The organism is Eubacterium maltosivorans, from assembly GCF_002441855.2.
Classification (GTDB): Bacteria; Bacillota; Clostridia; order Eubacteriales; family Eubacteriaceae; genus Eubacterium; species Eubacterium maltosivorans.
This window is the reverse complement of sequence record NZ_CP029487.1, coordinates 195,212-216,506: the sequence shown is the minus strand read 5'-3', so window position 1 is coordinate 216,506 and position 21,295 is coordinate 195,212. Positions and strand designations below refer to the sequence as shown.

Sequence of the window (21,295 nt, the reverse complement as noted above, 5' to 3'; positions counted from 1 at the left end):
TGTAATATTATATCTGTTTTTACAAGCTGGCGCAAGAACAGGCGATGGTAAAAGCAGTATGGCCGCTCTCATAATAAAAAAACTTCAGAGCGCCGCAGCGCATTCTGAAGTTTCTCAATGGCTTCTTCAAAGCCTATATCTCATCTACAAACCGGTATCCTACGCCCACCTCTGTCAAAATATACTTGGGCTCCGCAGGGTTTTTCTCAATTTTCCGGCGGATGTTTGCCATATTTACCCGAAGCGTCTGATTCTCATTGGTATATGGCCCCCATATGTCTTTAATAATCTGATCATAGGTGACCACCTTTCCAGGATACTGAGTCAAAATCTCAAGTATTTTGTACTCGATGGGCGTAAAATGGACTGGATTATCATTCAGGGTCACCAGCCTTTTATCAAAATCAATGGTCAGGTCCCCCACAGAAAAGATCGTTCTCTCCGGCACCTCCACTGTCACCTGCTGATGGCGCATGGCTGTGCGGATACGGGCCAGCAGCTCCGAAGTCCCGAACGGTTTGGTGATGTAATCATCTGCTCCAAGGTCGAGCGCCTCGACTTTTTCGCGCTCATGGCCCCTTGCCGAGACAACGATAATCGGTATGCCAGACCAGCCCCGGATGGTTTTTAAAACCTCTATGCCGTCCATATCCGGAAGTCCAAGATCCAGCAGGATTAAATCCGGGCACCGCGAAGTAAAAAGCTCAAGGGCTTCCTTTCCGTCTCTCGCCTCCACTACGCGGTAATTATTGACATCGAGAACTGTGGAGATAAAATTCCTTATTCCTTTTTCATCTTCAACTAAGAGTACTAACGCTTTATGACTCATTATTGTCATCCTCCTCTACGGGCAGTTCAAAACTGAACTCTGCCCCGCCTTCTTGTTTATTTCTAGCTTTCAATGTACCGCCGTGGGCATCAACAATGGATTTGCAAATGGTCAGACCAATTCCCATGCCGCGGCGTGAATCGCTGCTCTTTTCATCATCACCCATGTAGCCTTCAAAAATATGCGGCAGCATGGTCTCGGAGATTCCCTCTCCATTATCACCCACGATAAAGCGGGCTTTTGTCCCTAAATTCTGCACCTTTACATCTAAAACGGGATGAGAACCCGCGTACTTTATGGCGTTTTCCATCAGGTTGATCATGACCTGTTCAATCAGCGTGCCGTCCATGGATACCATCAAAAGGGTATCCGGCACCTCAACCTTAATGTCCGTATGATCAAAGCGTTTGCGGATAATGGCGACAGCCTCGCCGACAATCTCCTCTACCGCCTCGGGATGCTTCTTCAAATCAACCTTTCCCTCTCCGATGCGCGTCACGGAAAGCAGGTTCTCAACCATGCGGATAATCCACTCAGAATCATCCTTGATATCACGCAAAAGCTTTTTCTGCGTCGGGATATCCAGTTCTCCGATATTTTCGAGCAGCGCCGAGCTGGAGCCCAGGATGCCGGTCAGCGGTGTCCGCAGGTCATGGGAAATGGCTCTGAGAAAATTGCTCCGCATCTTTTCCTTTTCTGTTTCCAGACGCGCCTTTCCCTGTTCATCAGAAAGCCGCTGCCGTTCAAGAGCCATGGCAACCTGTGACACGATCATTTTTAAAAATGCCCGCCGCTTTGGCGGAAGCATCTCCTCGACGCAGGAAACGCCAATAACGCCTAAGACCCTGTCCTGTGAGACAACCGGCATATAAAATCCCTTTGCGCCCACCAGCGTGTCTGTGCCGTTTCCGGCCGCTTTCTTGTTTTGAAATACCCAGTGAGCCACTGCTTCCTCTTCCTTGGACTGCATGAAGCTGCCGCTTGTGTGCTCCGGCCCCTGCATAAAAGTTCCACAGTTCTTTTCATCTGGATTCTGCGTATAAAAAATAACAGAACGCTCAAAAATTGAGGTCAGAGATTCATTTGTTAGCGTGACAATATTCTCAAGGCCGCGGGTAATCAGCAGCTTTTTGCTCAGCTCATAAAGAATCTCAGTGCGTCTTTCATTCATCACTGCCATTTTGGCCTGAACCTTAATCCCATTGGTCAGCGCACTCGTCATCAATGCTACCAAGAGCATCACGATAAAAGTTACCGGGTAGGTCGGATTGGTGGCATTAAAGGTGAAGTAAGGCTCTGTAAAGAAAAAGTTAAAAAGCAGTACGCCGAAAACAGAGGCGCATACACCATATAAATATCCAACGGTTAATCTGGAAATCACCAGAATCGAAAGAATATAAACCATGATAATGTTTTGGTCACCCAGATTAAGGTCTCTGAGCCCAAACGAGACCACCGTTGCCAGCAACAGCATCAAAACGGTTTTCCCAAAATCCTTCAATGAAAAATGCAGGCTCAATATGCGCTTACTCAGCCAGCTCAGCCGCTTTTTGGGAATACTGCCGCCATTTTTTTCGGCCTGGCTGTCCGGCACAATGTGTATCTCAATGCCAGGGTTCATGCTTAAAAGCTGATCTTCCAGATCCTCTTTAAAAGGATTTGGCTTGTTTCTCCCTTTGCCGATTACAACATTGGTAATCCCAGACTGCTTGATGTACTCGGATATTACCATGGCCATATCATCGCCCTGCATGGTGACAATCTCCGCACCCAGCTGCTCGGCCAAGTTCATGTTATCTTGCAGGTTTTTGCGCTCGCTGATATCCGCATAGGTTCGGTCTGAGGTTTTAACATACAATGCGACCCACGGAATGTGGAAAGCGTCGGCTATCCTGGCTGTGGTCCGTATGCAATGCGACGACGAAGGCGACGGCCCCACGCATACCAGCATTTTAGAAAAGGGCACCTTCTTCTTTTTCGTGCCGGCGCCGCTGACAATGCGGTCTGCCGCCTTACGCATGGCGATTTCACGCAGGGCGTTCAGGTTCTCAACGGTAAAAAACCGCCTTTTCGCCAGATCTGCCTTTTCCGGCGCGTAGACCTTTCCCTCCTCAAAACGCTTCAGAAGTTCCTCGGGATCAATGTCCACCAGCTTAATTTTATCTGCTTTATCAAAAATGTAATCCGGCACACGTTCATGGACAATGATCCCGGTAATGCTGCTGACCACATCATTCAGGCTCTCAATATGCTGGACATTGACAGTGGTATACACGTCAATGCCCGCATTCAGCAGCTCCTCGATATCCTGATACCGCTTTTTATTGCGAAAGCCCTCCGGATTGGTGTGGGCAAACTCATCGACGATAATGACCTCTGGCTTTTGTTCAAGCGCCTTGTCCAGATCAAAATCTCTGAGGGTGATGCCTTTATAATCCACCACCTGAGGCGGGATTGCAGGCAGTCCCTCAAGCATTGCCATGGTCTCGGGACGGGTATGGGGCTCCACATAGCCTACCAGTACATTCACACCCTTCTTATAAAGCTGCTGCGCCTCTTCCAGCATTGTATAGGTTTTGCCTACACCAGCGCAATAACCAAAAAAGATTTTCAGATGCCCGATACCCTCTTCATCTTCTCTGCTGCGCCGTTCTTCCTCGTTTATTTCTTCCAGTAAACGTTCCGGATTTGGACGTTCATCCCGAAAATCCATGTTTTACCTCCACTATGACCTTATCTCTGTTATCGCTCAACGTATCTCAAGGGATAGAGCTTCCTCTATCCCTTAATACTATCATAGACGATTATTCTGTTTCAATACCATCAAGTGCTAAATTTACTTTTAGTACATTAACCGTTGGCTCGCCCAACACGCCAAAAGCTCGATCCTTTGTATTGGCGCTGATGATTTCTCTTACCCTTTCCTCACTGATACGGCGCTCTCTCGCGATACGCGCCACCTGGTACTCAGCCCCGGCCGGTGTGATTTCGGGGTCATAGCCGCTGCCGCTCACAGTAACAAGTTCCATTGGAATATCTGCTCTATTCTGCGGGTCCAGCTCATGCCACCAGTCGATTCTTTCCTGGACCAGCGCCGCCTGCTCGTTACCTACCGGGTTTAAATTCGTGGGGGCTCCGTCATTCCAGGGCCTGCCAATCAGATATTCAGGGGTTGTAAAAGGCTGCGCTAAAAACTCAGAACCGTACGATACCTCCTGCCCATTGGCCGTCCCGCTGATGATGCTCCCATTTACCTTATGGTTAAACAGAAGCTGACCGATACCTGTGCACACAAAGGTATAGATCACGCCTGTAATAAGTGCCAGTATCAAAAACCCAACGATGGCCGGTCGCACTACCGATTTATTTTCAGTCATTTCACTCACCTCACACTAATCCGCAGGCGGTTAGGATAATATCAATCAGCTTGATGGCTATAAAGGGCGCGATGAGCCCTCCCAGGCCATAGACCAGCATATTGCGGCGCAGCAGCTTTCCTGCCGGCTGTTCCTGATACTTGACCCCTCTCAGGGCCAGAGGAATCAGCGCAACGATGATCAGCGCGTTATAAATAATGGCTGAGAGCATGGCGCTGGTGCCGCTGGTCAGCCCCATAAAATTCAAATCTGAAAGCTGGGGATAAATAGCAAAGAACAGGACCGGGATAATGGCAAAGTATTTGGCCACATCGTTGGCAATGCTGAAGGTCGTCAATGAACCCCGGGTCATCAGCAGCTGTTTGCCGATCTGTACGACTTCAATCAGTTTGGTGGGGCTGGAGTCCAGATCCACCATATTTCCGGCTTCCTTGGCGGCCTGTGTACCAGTGTTCATGGCGACGGCCACATCCGCCTGGGCAAGCGCGGGGGCGTCGTTGGTGCCATCACCGGTCATGGCAACCAGATAACCCCTGGACTGGTAATCCCTGATTAAATCTAGCTTGGTTTCCGGGGTTGCCTCTGCCAGGAAATCATCCACACCCGCTTCAGCTGCGATGGCCGCGGCTGTCATGGGATTATCTCCAGTGATCATAATGGTTTTAATCCCCATTTTTCTCAGGTCGTCAAACCTTTCTTTAACGCCGTTTTTAATAATATCCTTCAGGTGGACAACCCCCAGCACGCGGCCATTTTTAGCCACTACCAGCGGTGTCCCTCCCTGACTGGCGACATTCTCGACAATCTTTTCACACTCATCCGGATATGGGTAGCCCTTTATCATCACATACTCTTTTATGGCGTCTGCCGCGCCTTTCCGAATGACATTACCGTTATAGTTGATGCCGCTCATACGGGTTTTGGCTGTAAATTCCACAAAATCTGCGTTGAGCTTTTCCATATCCCGCCCGCGGATATTAAATCTTTTCTTAGCCAGAATCACAATACTGCGGCCCTCAGGTGTTTCATCTGCCAGGGATGCCAGCTGCGCCGCGTCGGCCAGCGCCTCCTCACTTACACCTTTTACCGGCAAAAATTCACTGGCCTGGCGGTTGCCGAGGGTAATGGTGCCTGTTTTATCTAAAAGAAGAACATCCACATCGCCTGCGGCTTCAATGGCACGGCCGCTCATGGCCAACACGTTAGCCTGGTTTAACCGGCTCATTCCCGCAATCCCAATACAGGAAAGCAGCGCCCCGATGGTGGTTGGCGCCAGACAGACCAGCAAAGCGACAAGGTTGGTAATTGAGACCGCTTCGCCCTGCCCGGTCTGCGCCGCGGCAAATCCTGAAAAAGGAAACAGCGTAATCGTGATGGCTAAAAATATAATGGTCAGGGTTACCAGCAAAATCTGAAGGGCAACCTCATTGGGTGTTTTCTTTCTGGAAGCACCTTCTACCATGGCGATCATTTTGTCCAGAAAGGTTTCTCCCGATTCGGCCGTTACACGAACCACCAGCCAGTCAGAGGCCAGCGAGGTACCGCCCGTGACAGCGCTTCTGTCCCCGCCTGACTCACGGATTACCGGGGCCGATTCCCCGGTAATGGCACTCTCGTCTACTGATGCCGCGCCAATGATAACCTCACCATCCATAGGAATCTGTTCTCCGGCTTTTACCAGAAAGATGTCGCCTTTCTTTAGTTCAGAAGCTTTAACCTCCACATAATCAGCATTAACATCCGCTGTTTTTAGCTTTCTCGCCATTACATCCTTCCGGCTGCTCCTCAGGCTTTCTGCCTGGGCGCGTCCCCTGCCCTCCGCCAGCGCTTCGGCAAAATTGGCGAAAAGAACTGTCAGCCACAAAATAATGGCAATGGCGAAGGTGTAACCGCTTTGTGCATCGCTGATGCCAAACAATGACAGAACAAATAAAACCGATGTGAGGATGGCTCCGAGGTATACCACAAACATGACCGGATTTTTGATCTGCACGCGCGGCGTTAATTTATTTAAAGACTGGACAAGTGAGTCCTTCATGATGTCTTTGCTAAACATGCTTTTTTTCTTCATTTTCTCACCTTTTCACATCATAACATGGTAAAGTAATCCGCAATTGGTCCAAGGGCCAGTGCCGGTAAGAAGCTAAGCGCGCCGATGATCAGAAAAACGCCGATCAGCAGTCCCACAAACATGGGGCCAGTGGTACTGAGTGTACCGTCGCTTTTGGGCACTGCCTTCTTTGACGCCAGATTTGCGCCAAGGCGAACCACAGCAACCATTGGAATAAAGCGTACCAGCAGCATTTCTGAGCCGATCATCACATTGTTAAACACGTTGTTGGCCGCATAGCCCGCAAAAGCGCTCCCATTGTTTGCCCCGCCAGAGGTATAGGCATAAAGGATTTCTGAAAATCCATGTGCACCGCTGTTTGTCAGCCAGTCAGATGCCTGCGGCATCATGGTGGCAATCGCTGTACCACCCAATATGAGCAGCGGCGGGACCAGAATAATCGTACAGGTCATTTTCATATCAAAAGGCTCTATCTTTTTGCCAAGGTATTCCGGTGTACGCCCAACCATCAGCCCCGCGATGAAAATCGCAAGGACGGCAAAGGCCAGCATCGCATAAAGCCCAGATCCGACGCCGCCAAAGATAATTTCTCCCAACTGCATCATAAACATAAGAAACATACCGCCAAGCGGTGTAAAGCTGTCGTGCATTGCGTTCACCGATCCATTGGAGGCCGCTGTGGTGGTCACTCCCCAAAGCGCTGAACCTCCTGCGCCAAACCGGACCTCCTTTCCTTCGATGCTGGCAGAAGCCGCCACATTATTGAACTGCGGACCAAGATTGTATTCACTCATGGTGGTCAAGGTGAGCGCGATAATAAACACCAGCGTCATGGCGGTCAAAATGCTCCGGCCCTGCTTACTGTCCTTTACGGCTTTTCCAAAAGTAAAGCATAAAGCCGCCGGAATGACGATGATCGCCCAGCATTCTACAAAGTTAGAAATAGCCGTTGGGTTTTCCAGCGGAAAGGCTGAGTTAACGCCAAAGAAACCGCCGCCATTTGTGCCAAGCTGTTTGATGGCAATCTGGCTGGCCGCCGGCCCCAGAGGGACTACCTGAGAACCGCCGCCCTCCAGCAGCGCGGCCTGAGCGTATGGCGCCAGTGTCTGTACAACGCCCTGAGACATCAGGATGATGGCAACAATCAAGGACAGTGGCAGCAACAGATACAGAACCGTTCTTACAAGATCACACCAGAAGTTCCCGATAGTTTTTGATTTTTTGAGGATAAACCCCCTGATCAGGGCAAACAAAACCGCAATGCCTGTTGCCGCGGACACAAAGTTCTGAACCGTTAGTCCAAGAAACTGCGACAGATAGGAAAGAGTTGTCTCACCACTGTATGCCTGCCAGTTTGTATTGCTCACAAAGCTTGCCGCAGTGTTATAGGCCAGATCCCAGCTCAATCCCGGCAGTTCTTCAGGGTTAAAGGGAAGAAACCCTTGGCACATCAGCAGAGCGATTAAAAAGATCAAACCAAAAAGACTGAACAGGAGGGCGGAAGTGGCGTATTGTTTGCCGCTCATTCCTCTGTTTTCGTCGACACCCATCGCTCTGTACACACAAAGCTCTACAGGTCTTAAAAAGCCTAAAAACTTTATCTTTCCACCTTCCATAATTTTATAAGCCAGTTTTCCTATAGGAGCCCCAAGCCCAATGACACAGACGAGAAAGATAATATCCTGAATGATCGCGCTGCTCATAAATTCTCACCTTTGAATAAAACATAAAACAGATACCCCATTAATCCCAACCCAAGAATACCTGTAGCGATCGTTATTATTTCCATAATACTTCTCCACCCCTTTCGATGTTAGCATTATACCCGCACCGAAATAAAGATAGTGTAAAGAAAGTATATAATGCCATTAATGTTTCGTTACGATCTCCCTGCTATATAAAAAAGAGAGATGAAAATCACTCTTTTCATCTCCCTTTTAGGCTGTTAAGGCGGCCTCTTTTATATTGTTTTCAGAAATAACGGATTGCTCCAGCACCAGAGTGACCATCCCGATAACTTCACCATTTTTGCAGATCACTTCTATTTTATGCCCGGGTATACCAGCGGTTTTTTCTGCCAGTATGCAGGCATCCGGAAACGCATGGCCAAGAGCCAGAAAATAGTTCTGCACAGCGTCCACACTGCCTTTTCTTATGATGTTTCCATCAAAATTTATGCCGCTCAGGCCAGTTTTTTCATTATAGCCGATCCGCCTGTATTCGACGTTTTGAAAAAAGCCTTCCGCATTGGGGTAATACCGGCATACTTGTCTATAGACTGCCTGCCCCCTTTCGGTGTCATCATTTTTATAGCACAGCGCCGCTATAGCCGCCAGCTCCTCCGGTTGTGTTCCGGCAAAAGCCTGGCAGGCTGTCTGCCACTTGCTTATCTTTTTTGTAACCGCTTTTTCTGTAAATTCTGCATTCATTTTTTCCCTCTTTTCCACCACATCCCATGGCTTCTCTTTTCAGCTCTTATTATATTCAAAAGCTCATAAAGGTTCTGTTAATAAATGCGTATTAAGAATCAAGGTTCTGTAAATTCCAGAGTATACTGATTCCCATAATTCTGCTCATCAAAGATAAAGGCATCCTCCATCCCTTTTGTCGCCACAATGCGGTTATCTGTCGTCACAAAAACTGCCTCGACGCCTTCCGTTTCGCCGATATAAGCCATAGCCTGATCCAGACCCATCACGAAGAAAGAGGTCGACAGCGCATCAGCATCGGCCGATACGTCCGTTATCACCGTGACCTGGTGCAGGCCTGACTCCGCAGGATATCCTGTTTTGGGGTCCAGAATATGGTGGTATCTTTTACCGTCCGGCCCAATAAAGTAGCGCTCATAATCCCCTGAGGTAACAATTGAATTCTTCCTCTCTCTTAAAACCCCAAGGGTCGACGCATCACTGATACTGCCGTTACTCAATGGGTCTTCAGGGTTTTCCAGACTCACCGTAAAGGGCTCGCGGTCTGACTTTCCGCCAAGCAGCACCACGTTGCCGCCAAGATTAATAATGGCCCGTTCTACCCCCTCCGACTGCAGTACAGACTTTACCGCGTCACCGATGTAGCCTTTTGCGATGGCTCCAAGGTTTATCTTCATTCCCGGATCTTTCAAAAACACCGAATGAGCCGCTTCATCCAAAACCACCTTCCGGTAATCCACAAGCGCTCTGGCCGCGTCAATATCAGACTGCTCAGGCACAACCCCTTCTCCCGGCGCTTCAATCTTCCACAAATCCACCAGCGGGCCAATGGTGATGTCAAAAGCGCCGTCTGTCTTCTCACTGTACTCCAGCCCCTTTTTCACCGCGTTAAAGGTATCCTCCGACACTGCCACCGGCTCCAGACCAGCGGCAGCATTAATTTTAGAAATCTCACTGTCCTCTGAAAATGCATTGAGCTTGCCGTCAAGCTCACGTATCCGGTTAAAAGGCTCCTTTAAAATTCCTTCAGCCGACTGACCATAGGCCGCGATGGTGATGACTGTATCCAGCGCAAAATCGGTACGGGTTGCCACTTTTTCTTTCCCGCAGCCCGCCAGTCCTGTGACCGCCATACAGACAGCCATCAGCAGTCCGGCCGGTTTAATGTATTTCCTCTTCATAGCGCCCTCCTAGCTCAGGCTCAGCTCATCGTAGTCTTCATTAAAACCTTCACCCAGCACCTCGTGGACATCTCCGATAATCAAAAAAGCTCTGGGATCAATGGCTGTCACAATCTGGCGCAGCTGAACGACTTCCTTCTGCGAGACAATCACCATCAGCATTTCCCTTTGCTCCTCGGTATACATCCCTTTGATTGGGATACCCGTGTTGCCGCGATCCAAATACTCAAAAATCGCTTCAGATATTTCCTTGCTCTTATCGCTGATAATCAAAGCCTCCTTGGCGAAATGGACGCCCTCCAGCATGCCGTCAATAATTTTAGAGCATACATAAACACTGATGACCGCATAGACAGTCCGCTCCGGCCCAAAAATGAAAAAGCCAAGAGCAATGATTGCCGCATCAATAAAAAAAATCAGTTTGGCAATGGGAAAATGAGGGTGGATGTACTTGACGATGGCTGCCAGCATTTCCGTGCCGCCAGTGGTTCCATTGACGCGCATGACCATACCGATACCGACGCCGGATAACACACCGCACGCCAGCGCCGCCAGCAATAGATCATCCTTGAAATCAAAGATATTGGGAATGTACTCGACCACCCACAAAAACAGTGTCATCAATAAAACCGCGTAGATGGATTTTTGTATAAACCCAAACCCTCTTTGCTTCAGGCTGATGAGATACAGCGGCACATTGAGGACAAGGTTCGTAACCGCAAGGGGCACCGCAAAGCCAAACCAGCTCTCGGTGACCGCTTTCACAACAATGGCGAGGCCGCTGATGCCCCCAACGACCAGTCCGGCCGGGTCCGCAAACCAGCTGATCCCCAGCGATAACAAAAATGATCCGACTGCGATCATGCCAAAATCCTTTAACGAGCATCCCCCAAAGGGCACTTTTTTATTTAATTCTGTCTTCATCCTACTGTCTCCTTTATTCTTGAACTCACTGCTCTCGATTATAACATTTTACCCGTGACGCGAAAACCCCATCGACCTAAAGTTTTCTTTATATCTACTTTTATGTAATAAAAAAGAGACAAGATCCTTATCTCATCTCTTAAAAGCCTGCGCTTTCCCGGCTACTGCGCAGATTGTCTTACTATCCTCTGACAAAGGCTTTCCGCACACATCGTCAAAGAACGTGATTGTATCAAATCCAGCGCCGATTAATTCCTGATTCATCGAAGTTTTTGTAAAGATCTGGTTCCAGATATTAAAGCACCGACACTCATCCGCTGTGATGATAATGCTCTGCTCCAGCGTGTTTTTGGTTTCGGAGTAATGCGCATTCCTGCTCAGGCATACATAAGCGTCTGGTGACCAGAAGCCGCTCTCGTGATATGAAATCTCCTGCTTCACCGGGACATCCTGCCAGAATTTTTCTGTGAAGCCATCTAATATAAAGAGCCCTCCTGGCTTCAGCGCTCTCATTATCTTCTTCAACAGCCGCTCTCGGTCGGCAGGGCATAAAACGCCGTAATCACAGTAAATCAGAGTAACCACATCAAAAGCCTCCAGATAGTCGATCTCCAGATAATTCTGGCATCGATACTCAATGCGCTTCCTTTTTAAAGCCGCCTGGGATTTGGCATATTCAATGGAGCGCTGTGAAATGTCAATCCCTGTAACGGTGAAGCCGCTTGCGTCAAACAAATCCGTGTACAGGCCAGGCCCACAGCCAAGGTCCAGGAGCTTGCTTTCCCCAGGCTCTTTCAACTCCGCGATCCATTCGGCAGATTTTTTTATAAAGCTGTGCTTTCTGGAGGCCGAATCGATCTCCGGCTCCAGATGGGCTTTAAGCATTTGTTTGGAAATGTGCGGGTCATCCCAAAACTTTGAGGTGCACGGCGCGTAAGCCTCAGGCTTTTGCCGGACAAAATTCATTATTTTTTCGTACAATTTTTTCCTCTCTTCATCTTTCTTCTAAATAAAAAAGACCTTCGTTCACAAGCGAAGGCCTCCTGATCTTTCAAAAATTACTGAACATTGGTATTTCCTGCGTTTGCCAGCATTACCTGACGGAGCATGTTCATGGCTTCTGTAAATTCCTCCAGGCCTAATCCCGGCAGCTTTTCCGCAACCAGTTCATAGCCGGCTTCAAAGGTCGGCGCTACATTTACATTCGCCATTAAATCAGGATCGCCTAAAAAGGCATCTAATATCTCTTTGAATCGTTCTTCTGTCATTTTAGTTCTCCTATTTTTTCTTTTTAAAGAGCCTTGTAAAAAAGGATTCTTTTTTAGCTGCATCGCCCTTTATTTTTGACCGGGTGGCATCAGCCCTGTCCGGCATATCCAGTTTCTCGTAGGCATCCGCCAAAGCGCTGTAAAGGTCATTGCTGCCAATTGGGCTGACCTCATGGTTTTTCAAGCGCTTTTCGCCTTCCTCCAGAATGCGTGCCGCCTTCCCAAAATCATTCTCCTGTCTTACCCCGTTCGTAAAGGTTTTGGCATAATCGACCCACACTGTCAGGTCACTCTCCGGATTTTTCATCAGCTCTCTGTAAAAGGCGTCGCCCTTTTTAAGGTCTCCCTTTTCCAGATAAGCAGAGGCAAGCGTATTATTGATAATCCGCCGGCTGACATTGCTGATATCGTCATAATTTTGAAGCATGGTCTCACAGTAGGTAATCCGCTGATCCAGCCGGCCATAATTGACAAAAGCATCCTCAAAATCAGTCATCCACGTAAGGGGCGACGTATCCCAGCCAGACCAGCCGTCCAGCGCATTATAAAAGCTGCGGCTGTCGTTTTTCTGGTTATAGTTATTAATTTTAGTCCAAACCTGCCACCAGTAGTTAACGGATTTTTCAGGGCTCTCTGAAAAAAACTCATATCCTTTTTTGATGGCAGTGTCCATCTTTCGATAATCCTTCTCAGTCCACTGCATTTTTATTCCCCACTTAACATTATAATAGTGCTATTATAACGTATAAAAGAAAATAAATCAAAACCCAGACCCGGAAACAGTCTGAAACCTTGAATTTTGCTTTATTCTCTATTTACCGGCGCTGTTTTCCGGACGATAGAGCTTTCGGGTGACCACAATGGAGTCCCCACGTTCGTACAGGCTGTCGAGATAATCGAGGTAGGTGCCGGGAGTGATGATCCCGTTTACCTTTAGCAAATCAATCCCCGATTGGCCGACAATACTGTCTGCAAGCTTTACGCAATTTGTACCAACCGCGTAATAGGTTTTAAAAGGGTTCCCCCTTTTAAATTTGTAAAAACGTCCTCTGGAGTTTTGGTAGGTCTGGCTGGCAACATCCTGGTAATCCTCTGGATTTCCTTTGATTTCACCCTTTTCTGCCCGCTGCGCCAGTGGCTCCCAGGGAATCATATCCGCCTTTAACGCTTCGATACGCTCCAAAATAGCTTTCTTTTGCTCTGGTTTCAGGGCAAGGCCATACACCATCAGGACTTTTTTCTCAACCTCCAGCGACATACGTATATGTGTCTCGCGGTCCATTTCAACCATTACGCCATCGGCAAAGAAGCCTCCCATCTTCCAGGTGGCGTCATCATAATTTCCATAGGTATATACCTGATCACCGACAGCGATATCCACGTGTCCCATACCCGGGATTAACCCTTCCCGCGTATGAATATAGATTTCCATATCTGGTTCATGCCGCTGCTCAGGCTGCTCGACCAGCAGCAGCTCGTCAGGGGCTTCCTCAACCAGATGATTGACCGTCCTCAGCATTTTCATCGGCAAAAAAGCTGCGATAAAAGTCGGCAGCGGAACGCGGACCTTTCTTTTATATTTCTGAGCCGCAGTGTTATTTCCCATCAGGGAAACCAACGCGTCCCCAAAAATATTAAAGGAAAAAACCACGAAATACAGGCCCAGCAGCACGCTGAACAAGCGTCCTCCTGATTCCGCAAAAAACATGGCAAAGCCAATGGCAAGATAAGCGGCCGCCGTAATCAGCGTGCCTACCCAGCCTGCTCCGTCTTTTCGAAGCTTAAAGGCGTTCAGCAACACCAGTAGGCCAATAATAATGGCCAGAACCGCAGATACCAGACCAAAGGTGCCGCCGATTAAACGCGGCATGGCAAACAGCGCGGCGCCGCCCAAAACACAGAGTGCCCCAAGACCAAGGGCTTTTAGCCTATGCTCCGCTGTCTTAATAAAAACCGAAAACAGGTAAATCAATCCAACCGCCAGAATCAGCGCGGCGACACTCCATTCGATGATACTCCAAGCCAGAGTCGTATTAAAAATAAGGACCACGCCCCCGCACAAAACCAAAACAGCGATGACGATCCAGACCACTGGCGCGACATTCTTTAACGTATGCATAATGCTCCCCTTAATAATAAGTTTATAAAATCCATTATACAATAAAACTGCCCTGTCATTTCTTCAAGACTTCTTCAAGAATTTAAGACAGGGCAATTATTTTTTTACTTCATTTCTCCCATGTTTTCACCGTAAGGTAATTCAAAGGCTTCTTCCTGCGGCATCTGTAAATATTCATAAGCCATCACCGCCGCGGCGCCGATAAGCTTGAGACATGCCTTTTTCCGGTCTTTGCTGTGCCAGTCCTCGTATTTTGAGCAGATATCCCGGCAGAGCACGCCTCCGTTCGCCGCCTCAAAATCGTGCACCATTTTATTATAGCGCCTGTAATACTTAGCCGCCACCTCATGGCCTCTTTCCTCATCCGGCACTGCCCATGGATCAGGCCGGCCATATATGGCGCTGTTTGCCATGACCGCTCCGGAAAGCGCTCCGCAGGTATAACCGCTGAGCCCGATGCCGCCGCCAAAGCCTGTGCACATCGCTCTTGTTTCGGGCGCAGCCTCCAGCACATCTGCCCTGATCAACGCGTCATAAACGCACTCCGCGCAGTTTAATCCGTTTTTAAAATTCTCAACCGCATAACTGAAAATCTGATCCTTTTTTTCCTGATCATCCATTTTTCCACTCCCTAACTAAAATTTTGTTCTTCAAAAGTATTTTCCGGCACAGGTTTTCCAAAAAGGTATCCCTGAATAAAATCAACGTCATGAGGCTTTACAGCCTCGTATTCGTCCTCTGTCTCCACCCCCTCCAGACAGACCTCAATACCCACATCATGGCACAGCTCCACAATGAATTTTATAAAGGTCAGATCAAAATGGCTTGTCTGAACATCCCTTACAAATATCCGGTCAATCTTCACAATATCTGCCGGAATCTTTTTCAGGATTCCCAGCGAGGAATAACCGGTTCCAAAATCATCCATGGCGATTTTCATGCCGAAGCTGCGAATTCGGTCAAAAATCCCCTCGACCCGGTTAATATTAGAGGCAATGTAGCTTTCTGTCATCTCTACTACCACGTTAGCCGGGGGAACGCCACTGTTCAGCACGGCCTGCTCCATAAAATCGATAAACCCGGCGTCCTCAAGCTGGACGTAGGACAGGTTAACGCTGATGACAAAATCCGGGTCTTTTTTTATCCAATGGGCGCAGGCGTCCAGCGCCTGTTCAAAAATCCATCTGCCAACCGGCATAATAAGGCCGCTTTCCTCCAGAATCGGTATAAACTGGTCTGGCGGTATCTGCCCGTATTTTTCACATTTCCAGCGCGCCAGCGCCTCCGCCCCTTTTATTTCTCTAGTATCAGCATTGACCTGCATCTGGTAATAAACCTCAAAATCTTTAAAGCCACGCTCCACGCTCTCGCGCAGCAGCTCTGTCAAATCCAGCTGGCGGGTCTTTCCAATCAGGATTTTTTCCGAGAAAAAGGCAATCTGGTTTTTACCTTTATTTTTAGCGTACTCCAGGGAATACCCTGCATATTTAATCAAATCGAGATAAGTTCTGCCGTCTGACGGGTAAAGCGAGCATCCGGCAGAAAGCGTACAGTAAAACTTTTTACCGTTGAACTCCTGCTGATGGTTAAGCGCCTGGTATATTTTCGCATAAATGTTTTCCAGGCCATGCGCCGTACCATTTCTGAGAATAATGCCGAACTCGTCACCATCCATCCGGTAGACGGTGGCATCCGGCGGCAGAAAGGTCTGTATCTTCTGGGAGGTGATCCGTATGACTTCGTCGCCAAAGCTCCGGTTATAAAGGTCATTAATACGCTTAAACTCATCCATTCCCAGAACCATTATTCCAATGGGCTGATCCGGCTTTGTGCTGATCAACCGCTCGATTTCTTCCTCAAATTCAAACTTGTTAAAAAGCCCGGTCAGATGGTCTATTTTATTTTTCTTGCCCAGATTTGTGATAATGCCGGCAAAAAGTGTCGGCTCTCCGGCTTCGTCGCGTTCCAGATGTCCTCTGCACCGCATCCAGACCCACTCACCCTTGCGGTTCCTGGCGCGATATTCGACGCTGTGGCAGTCTGTCCGGCCATCTGTTATTTCCTGATTTGATTCAAGAAAGGCTTTTTTATCCAGATCATGAACACGGGCTCCCCAAACGGCCGCGGCGTTCTCGATTACCTCGCCGGGAAGATCGAACTCCTCCACCATGGCCTTGGGGTAACGAAAGGTGTTTGTCTTCATATTGCACACATAGATGTAATCATCGGTGCTCTGGACCAGGGCATCGTAAAGGTGCTCCTTATCATAGCTGAAGGTCTTTGTCCGGCTTTGCTTCTCGCCATCCTTCCGGTATTTTTCTTCTGCCTTTTGAATGTGAAACAGCCTTTTTTTCTCATACATTTTCTCATCGACGCTGGTCAGAATCTCAGTGATGGTTCGGTGGTCTTCGGGCTCAACCTCCTCATAACCACAGCAGAAACTCATCTCATAGGGCTTCTGATTGTTTTCCTTAAAAAGCTGTATCTGCCCTCTGGCCTGAGAGACCTTTTCCTTGGAAGCCGCGAGATCGGTATCTTTGAAAACAATGATAAACTCATCGCCGCTCAGCCGGAATATGTAATCCTGCGGCGCCAGGCATTCCTTAATATTCCCGGAAATAGTTTTCAGTAAAACATCGCCCTCTGCGTGCCCGTAGGTATCATTGACTTGCTTAAGGTCGTTGACATCGTACATGCCCACAATCACCCGGAGCTTATCCCGCTTCGCCTGGCTGAGTGTATGGTCCAGCGCCAGCTTTCCAGCCCTCCGGTTCAGCAGCCCGGTCAGCTCGTCGGTGGCGGCAGCCTTTTCAAGCTGCCTGGTTATTGTGTTGTCAACGGATTGCTGGAAGTGAACAGTGCGCCCGTCTGTCCACTGCATAAAGCTGTCATAATTTTTGTAGGTAATGCCGGTTCGTGTGTTTTCTTCCTCCCATACAACTGAGGGGTGCTCGTCCTCTTCTTTCAAAAGCCCCGGCACTGGACAGAAATGACAGGGCCCGTCCATCCCTTTCTGAAGAACCTGCCAGCAGATTTTTCCCTCTGGCTTTTCGATTCCAAAAGATTTCTGCATTGCCTTGTTCATAAAAAGTATTTTATTGGTCTCAACATCTGTGACATAGATATTTGTGCTGGTATTGTCCATCAGCTCATTGAAAACATATCCCTGAAGGGCATACTCCTCGTAACGGGCACGGTTAATCAGCGTCACGCTGACCGTGGAGGCCATTAATTCCAGAAGGGCAATCTCCTCTTCCTTCCACATGCCTGTCTGCTCAGGCTTCTGCACCAGCAGAGCACCTGCCAGCCTGTCCTCACAGGCTACTGGAAACAAAGCATAGACAGAGGCTTTCTCGATACCTGACTCCATTTTATCAAAATCAGACAGGCTGTCTTTTTCATTCTGCCACTTATCCATACAATCATGAATAACAGACAGCCAAAAATCCTCATTCCGGTCGTTTTTCCAGAAAGCCCTTTCCCTTATACCGCCTTCACTGGTTATCTGCACTAGCGCCAGCTGGTTTATGGGTAGATAACGCTTTAAAAAATCTGCCAGATAATCGGTGTTTTCCTTTAGGGTTTTATTATCGATTAATAAAGGCTTAAGCTCAAATAAATCCTGATCAATTTGTAATAAACGTTCTTTATATTTTTGTCGTTTGTCCATTGGATTCACATCCTTATTTATCTTCATCCTCTGTTTTAATTGTTTACAATTAAATTAATTCTATTATAACATTTACTAAGAAAGAATAAAAGCTGACAAAATAAAAAAGCTATAGGCTGTCAGTCTCTACTCCCTTGTACATTCAGGGGAAAAAGGCTATAATTAAGCATATCTTAATTAGAAGCAGGTGATCATTTTGTTTATTTCAGATTTACATATACATTCCCGTTACTCAAGAGCCACCAGCAAGGAGTGTACTCCAGAACATCTGGATCTCTGGTCGAGAAGAAAAGGAATTGATATTCTCGGAACCGGAGATTTCACCCATCCGGCGTGGCGGGAAGAATTAAAGGAAAAACTCGAGCCCGCCGAATCAGGCCTCTATACTTTAAAAAAAGATTTTCGCTTAAAGGACGATACCGCAGGCGTCAAGGCCGACCCGCGTTTTGTCATCACGGGCGAGATCAGTTCAATCTACAAAAAAAACGGCAGGGTGCGCAAGGTGCACAGCGTCATTCTGCTGCCAAGCCTTGAATCTGCCGAGCTCTTTTCCAAAAAGCTGGAAGCTATCGGCAATATCCACTCCGACGGACGGCCTATACTGGGGCTTGACTGTCACGACCTTTTGGAGATCATGCTCGAAACCTGCCCAGAGGCTATCTATATTCCCGCCCATATCTGGACGCCGCATTTTTCGCTTTTTGGCGCTTTCTCAGGTTTTGATACCATCGAAGAATGCTTTGAGGACCTGACGCCCCATATCCACGCGCTGGAAACTGGCTTATCCTCCGACCCTCCTATGAATTGGCGGCTTTCCGCCCTCGACGGCTATCAGCTCATCTCGAATTCCGACGCCCACTCCCCTGCCAAGCTGGGACGGGAAGCCAATTTAATGGACATAGAGCTCAGCTATGAAGGGCTCTCCGGCGCGATCCAGGAAGGTAAGGGACTGGCAGGAACCATTGAGTTTTTTCCTGAAGAAGGCAAGTATCATTATGACGGACACCGGAAATGCCATTTGTGTTTAAGCCCAAAGGAAGCGGAGCCCTATAATGGAAAATGCCCGGTCTGCGGCAGAAAACTGACCATCGGCGTCTCTCACCGTGTCGAACAGCTCGCGGACCGGGAGGATGGTTATCAGCTTGAAAATGCCCAGCCTTATGAAAGCCTGGTGCCCCTGCCCGAGGTCATCGCCGCCTCCACAGGACGCTCGGCAGCCAGTATGAAAGTGCAAAAAGATTACATGGAAATGCTGCAAAAGCTGGGGTCAGAGTTTTCAATTCTTCGCGAAGCGCCCATCGAAGATATCAAAAAAGCAGCGGGTTTTCTCATTTCAGAAGGCATTAACCGCCTCAGAAAAGGCGAAGTCGAACGGACACCTGGCTATGACGGCGAATACGGAAAGGTCAAACTTATTGACGATTCCGAGCTAAATGCCCTTGACGGTCAGGTCAGCCTCTTTGCGTCTTCAGAACTGGCGCAGATGCCCCGGAAAGAAAAGGCCGCAAAGCAGCTGCCTGCCGCAGGCAAACCCGAAGAACCCGAAGCAGCCCAGCCTCCGCATCCCATTATGACAGAATCGCTAAACGCAGAGCAGCTGGAAGCTGTTATAACCGCGCGGAGAGCCATCGCCGTCATCGCAGGTCCGGGAACCGGAAAAACAAAAACCCTGGTTTCCCGTATCCTTCATTTACTCAATGAACGGCGCGTTAAGCCAACGGAGATCACTGCCGTCACCTTTACGAACAAAGCCGCCGCCGAAATGCGTGAGCGGCTCGAGAAAGAGCTGGGAAAACGCGCTGCCAGACAGGTAAACATCGGAACCTTCCACAGCCTGTGCAATAAAATCTTAAAGGAGCACCGCGAAAGTTTTACGCTGGCCGACGCCTTTGAAACCCTTGAAACCGTAGAAGAAACCATTCGCCATTTTGGCCTGACCCTTTCCGCAAAGCAGTTTCTGAAGGAAGTCTCTCTTTTGAAAACCGGCCTGTCAAGGGAATCAAACGTCCTCTCAGAAGCTGCCTTCGATTATTACGGCCAGCAGCTCAAAGCACTGTCTGTCCTGGATTTTGACGATCTTCTCACCGAAACGCTGGCAATGCTGGAATCCGAAGATAAAAACAGCATCCGTAAAAACCACTACAGCTTTTTATTAGTCGATGAGTTTCAAGACATCAGTCCCATCCAATATGAGCTTATCAAATCATGGAACCGCGATGGCCGAGAGCTTTTTGTTATCGGTGATCCCGACCAGTCCATCTATGGCTTTCGCGGCTCAGACGCCCGATGCTTTGAGCGCCTGAGTGCAGATTACCCTGAGCTCCAGACCATCCGGCTTGTGCACAATTACCGTTCCACTCCGGAAATTGTCACCTCAGCCTGTCAGGTCATCAATCACAACGAGGGCGCCCAGCGTGAGATACAGCCTTTCCAGTCAAAGGGAACACCGCTCAAACTGGTGAGCGCTCCCAGCGAGCTGTCGGAGGGGATTTTTGTCGCCCGTGAAATCAACCGGCTCATTGGGGGGATCGACATGCTGGACACCGAAACCGCCGATAACCGGCAGGACAGCCAGACCATGCGCAGCTTTTCAGATATTGCTGTGCTCTACCGTACGCACAGACAGGCCGAAATGCTCGAAACCTGCCTTAAAAAAGAGGGGATTCCCTATGTTATCACTGGCAGAGATGATTTTCTCACAGATCGCAATGTCCGGGGAACCGTCTGCTTCTTCCGGACACTTCTTGACCCCAAAGACCAGCTTTCTCTCAGAATGTGCCTGAAGCTTCTCTGGGATCTCCCGGAAGAAACAGCAGAAATCCTGATTAACACACCGGATCAGATTGACACCAGCCGCTGCCCCTATGTCTATCTGAAGGAAAAATATCTGCCCAAAGTAAAGCGCGCAAAACCGCAAAAGCTATTAGAAGACTGGGCTGCCGAGCTCGGCTTGAATGAAAACAAGTCTTTTGCAAAATTTCTGGATATGACCGTTTTCTACAAAACGCTGGCTGAGTTCATGGATACACTGACCTTTGGAGAAGAAGGCGATCTGAAAAGAAGTGCGAATAAAACCTATACCTCAGACGCGGTTACCCTTATGACCCTCCACGGTTCCAAAGGGCTGGAATTCCCCATCGTATTCCTCTACGGCGCAAAAAAAGGCATGATGCCTCTGGAGGTTGGCAAGCTATCTTCGGATATTCAGGAGGAACGCCGGCTGTTCTTTGTCGGGATGACCCGGGCCAAAGATGAGCTGATCCTCACAACTTCGTCAGAGCCTTCGCCGTTTCTAAACGAATTGCCAGAGGCTATGCTGAAACGCCAATCCGCCGGGAAACTCCAGAATCCAAATGAAGGAAAACAAATCAGCCTTACCGATCTTTTATCCTGAGCGCATTAATAAAACCGGTGAATACGTTCAAAT

General features: G+C 48.5%; 16 protein-coding genes. 1 reads left to right on the top strand and 15 read right to left on the bottom strand.

Annotation, left to right across the window (positions count from 1 at the left end; genetic code table 11):
- Positions 1–133: 133 nt before the first annotated feature.
- From CPZ25_RS01115 to CPZ25_RS01045, 15 genes are all read right to left on the bottom strand, one after another.
- Positions 134–829, bottom strand: a complete 696-nt coding sequence (locus CPZ25_RS01115; RefSeq protein WP_058695014.1) for a response regulator — start codon at positions 827–829, stop codon at positions 134–136.
- Positions 819–3,542, bottom strand: a complete 2,724-nt coding sequence (locus CPZ25_RS01110) for a sensor histidine kinase (protein ID WP_096919406.1) — start codon at positions 3,540–3,542, stop codon at positions 819–821. Before CPZ25_RS01110 ends, CPZ25_RS01115 begins: the two co-directional genes overlap by 11 nt.
- A 91-nt stretch (positions 3,543–3,633) precedes the next feature.
- Positions 3,634–4,206 carry a potassium-transporting ATPase subunit C gene (locus tag CPZ25_RS01105; RefSeq protein ID WP_074616133.1) on the bottom strand — a complete coding sequence of 191 codons (573 nt, stop codon included), beginning with the start codon at positions 4,204–4,206 and terminating at the stop codon, positions 3,634–3,636.
- Between the two features lie 10 nt (positions 4,207–4,216).
- Positions 4,217–6,277 (bottom strand): potassium-transporting ATPase subunit KdpB, encoded by a 2,061-nt coding sequence (gene kdpB / locus CPZ25_RS01100; RefSeq protein ID WP_096919405.1) that lies wholly within the window; start codon positions 6,275–6,277, stop codon positions 4,217–4,219.
- A 17-nt stretch (positions 6,278–6,294) separates the two neighbouring features.
- Entirely contained in the window at positions 6,295–7,980 is a 1,686-nt protein-coding gene (gene kdpA, locus CPZ25_RS01095; protein ID WP_096919404.1) for a potassium-transporting ATPase subunit KdpA, read from the bottom strand.
- Positions 7,977–8,066 (bottom strand): K(+)-transporting ATPase subunit F, encoded by a 90-nt coding sequence (kdpF, locus tag CPZ25_RS21130; RefSeq protein ID WP_074616136.1) that lies wholly within the window; start codon positions 8,064–8,066, stop codon positions 7,977–7,979. Before kdpF ends, kdpA begins: the two co-directional genes overlap by 4 nt.
- 148 nt (positions 8,067–8,214) lie before the next feature.
- Positions 8,215–8,706, bottom strand: coding sequence for a hypothetical protein (locus CPZ25_RS01085; protein WP_058695019.1), 492 nt, complete (start codon positions 8,704–8,706; stop codon positions 8,215–8,217).
- 98 nt (positions 8,707–8,804) lie between these two features.
- On the bottom strand, positions 8,805–9,887 hold the full coding sequence (locus CPZ25_RS01080; RefSeq protein ID WP_096919403.1) for an FAD:protein FMN transferase: 1,083 nt from the start codon (positions 9,885–9,887) through the stop codon (positions 8,805–8,807).
- Positions 9,888–9,896: 9 nt separating this feature from the next.
- Positions 9,897–10,811, bottom strand: coding sequence for a YitT family protein (locus tag CPZ25_RS01075; protein WP_074616139.1), 915 nt, complete (start codon positions 10,809–10,811; stop codon positions 9,897–9,899).
- A gap of 132 nt (positions 10,812–10,943) precedes the next feature.
- Positions 10,944–11,792, bottom strand: coding sequence for a class I SAM-dependent methyltransferase (locus CPZ25_RS01070; RefSeq protein ID WP_096919402.1), 849 nt, complete (start codon positions 11,790–11,792; stop codon positions 10,944–10,946).
- Between the two features lie 77 nt (positions 11,793–11,869).
- Positions 11,870–12,079: a hypothetical protein gene (locus CPZ25_RS01065; RefSeq protein WP_058695023.1), complete on the bottom strand. Its 210-nt coding sequence runs from the start codon at positions 12,077–12,079 to the stop codon at positions 11,870–11,872.
- A gap of 10 nt (positions 12,080–12,089) precedes the next feature.
- Positions 12,090–12,782, bottom strand: a complete 693-nt coding sequence (locus CPZ25_RS01060) for a tetratricopeptide repeat protein (RefSeq protein WP_096919401.1) — start codon at positions 12,780–12,782, stop codon at positions 12,090–12,092.
- Positions 12,783–12,890: 108 nt separating this feature from the next.
- Positions 12,891–14,198 (bottom strand): HdeD family acid-resistance protein, encoded by a 1,308-nt coding sequence (locus CPZ25_RS01055; protein ID WP_243129330.1) that lies wholly within the window; start codon positions 14,196–14,198, stop codon positions 12,891–12,893.
- A 104-nt stretch (positions 14,199–14,302) separates the two neighbouring features.
- Entirely contained in the window at positions 14,303–14,818 is a 516-nt protein-coding gene (locus tag CPZ25_RS01050) for a C-GCAxxG-C-C family protein (protein ID WP_058695026.1), read from the bottom strand.
- Between the two features lie 11 nt (positions 14,819–14,829).
- Positions 14,830–17,868: a bifunctional diguanylate cyclase/phosphodiesterase gene (locus tag CPZ25_RS01045; RefSeq protein ID WP_083336993.1), complete on the bottom strand. Its 3,039-nt coding sequence runs from the start codon at positions 17,866–17,868 to the stop codon at positions 14,830–14,832.
- 196 nt (positions 17,869–18,064) lie between these two features.
- On the opposite strand from CPZ25_RS01045, the gene CPZ25_RS01040 reads away from it, so the two are divergent.
- Positions 18,065–21,262, top strand: coding sequence for a UvrD-helicase domain-containing protein (locus CPZ25_RS01040; protein WP_096919399.1), 3,198 nt, complete (start codon positions 18,065–18,067; stop codon positions 21,260–21,262).
- Positions 21,263–21,295 lie beyond the last annotated feature (33 nt).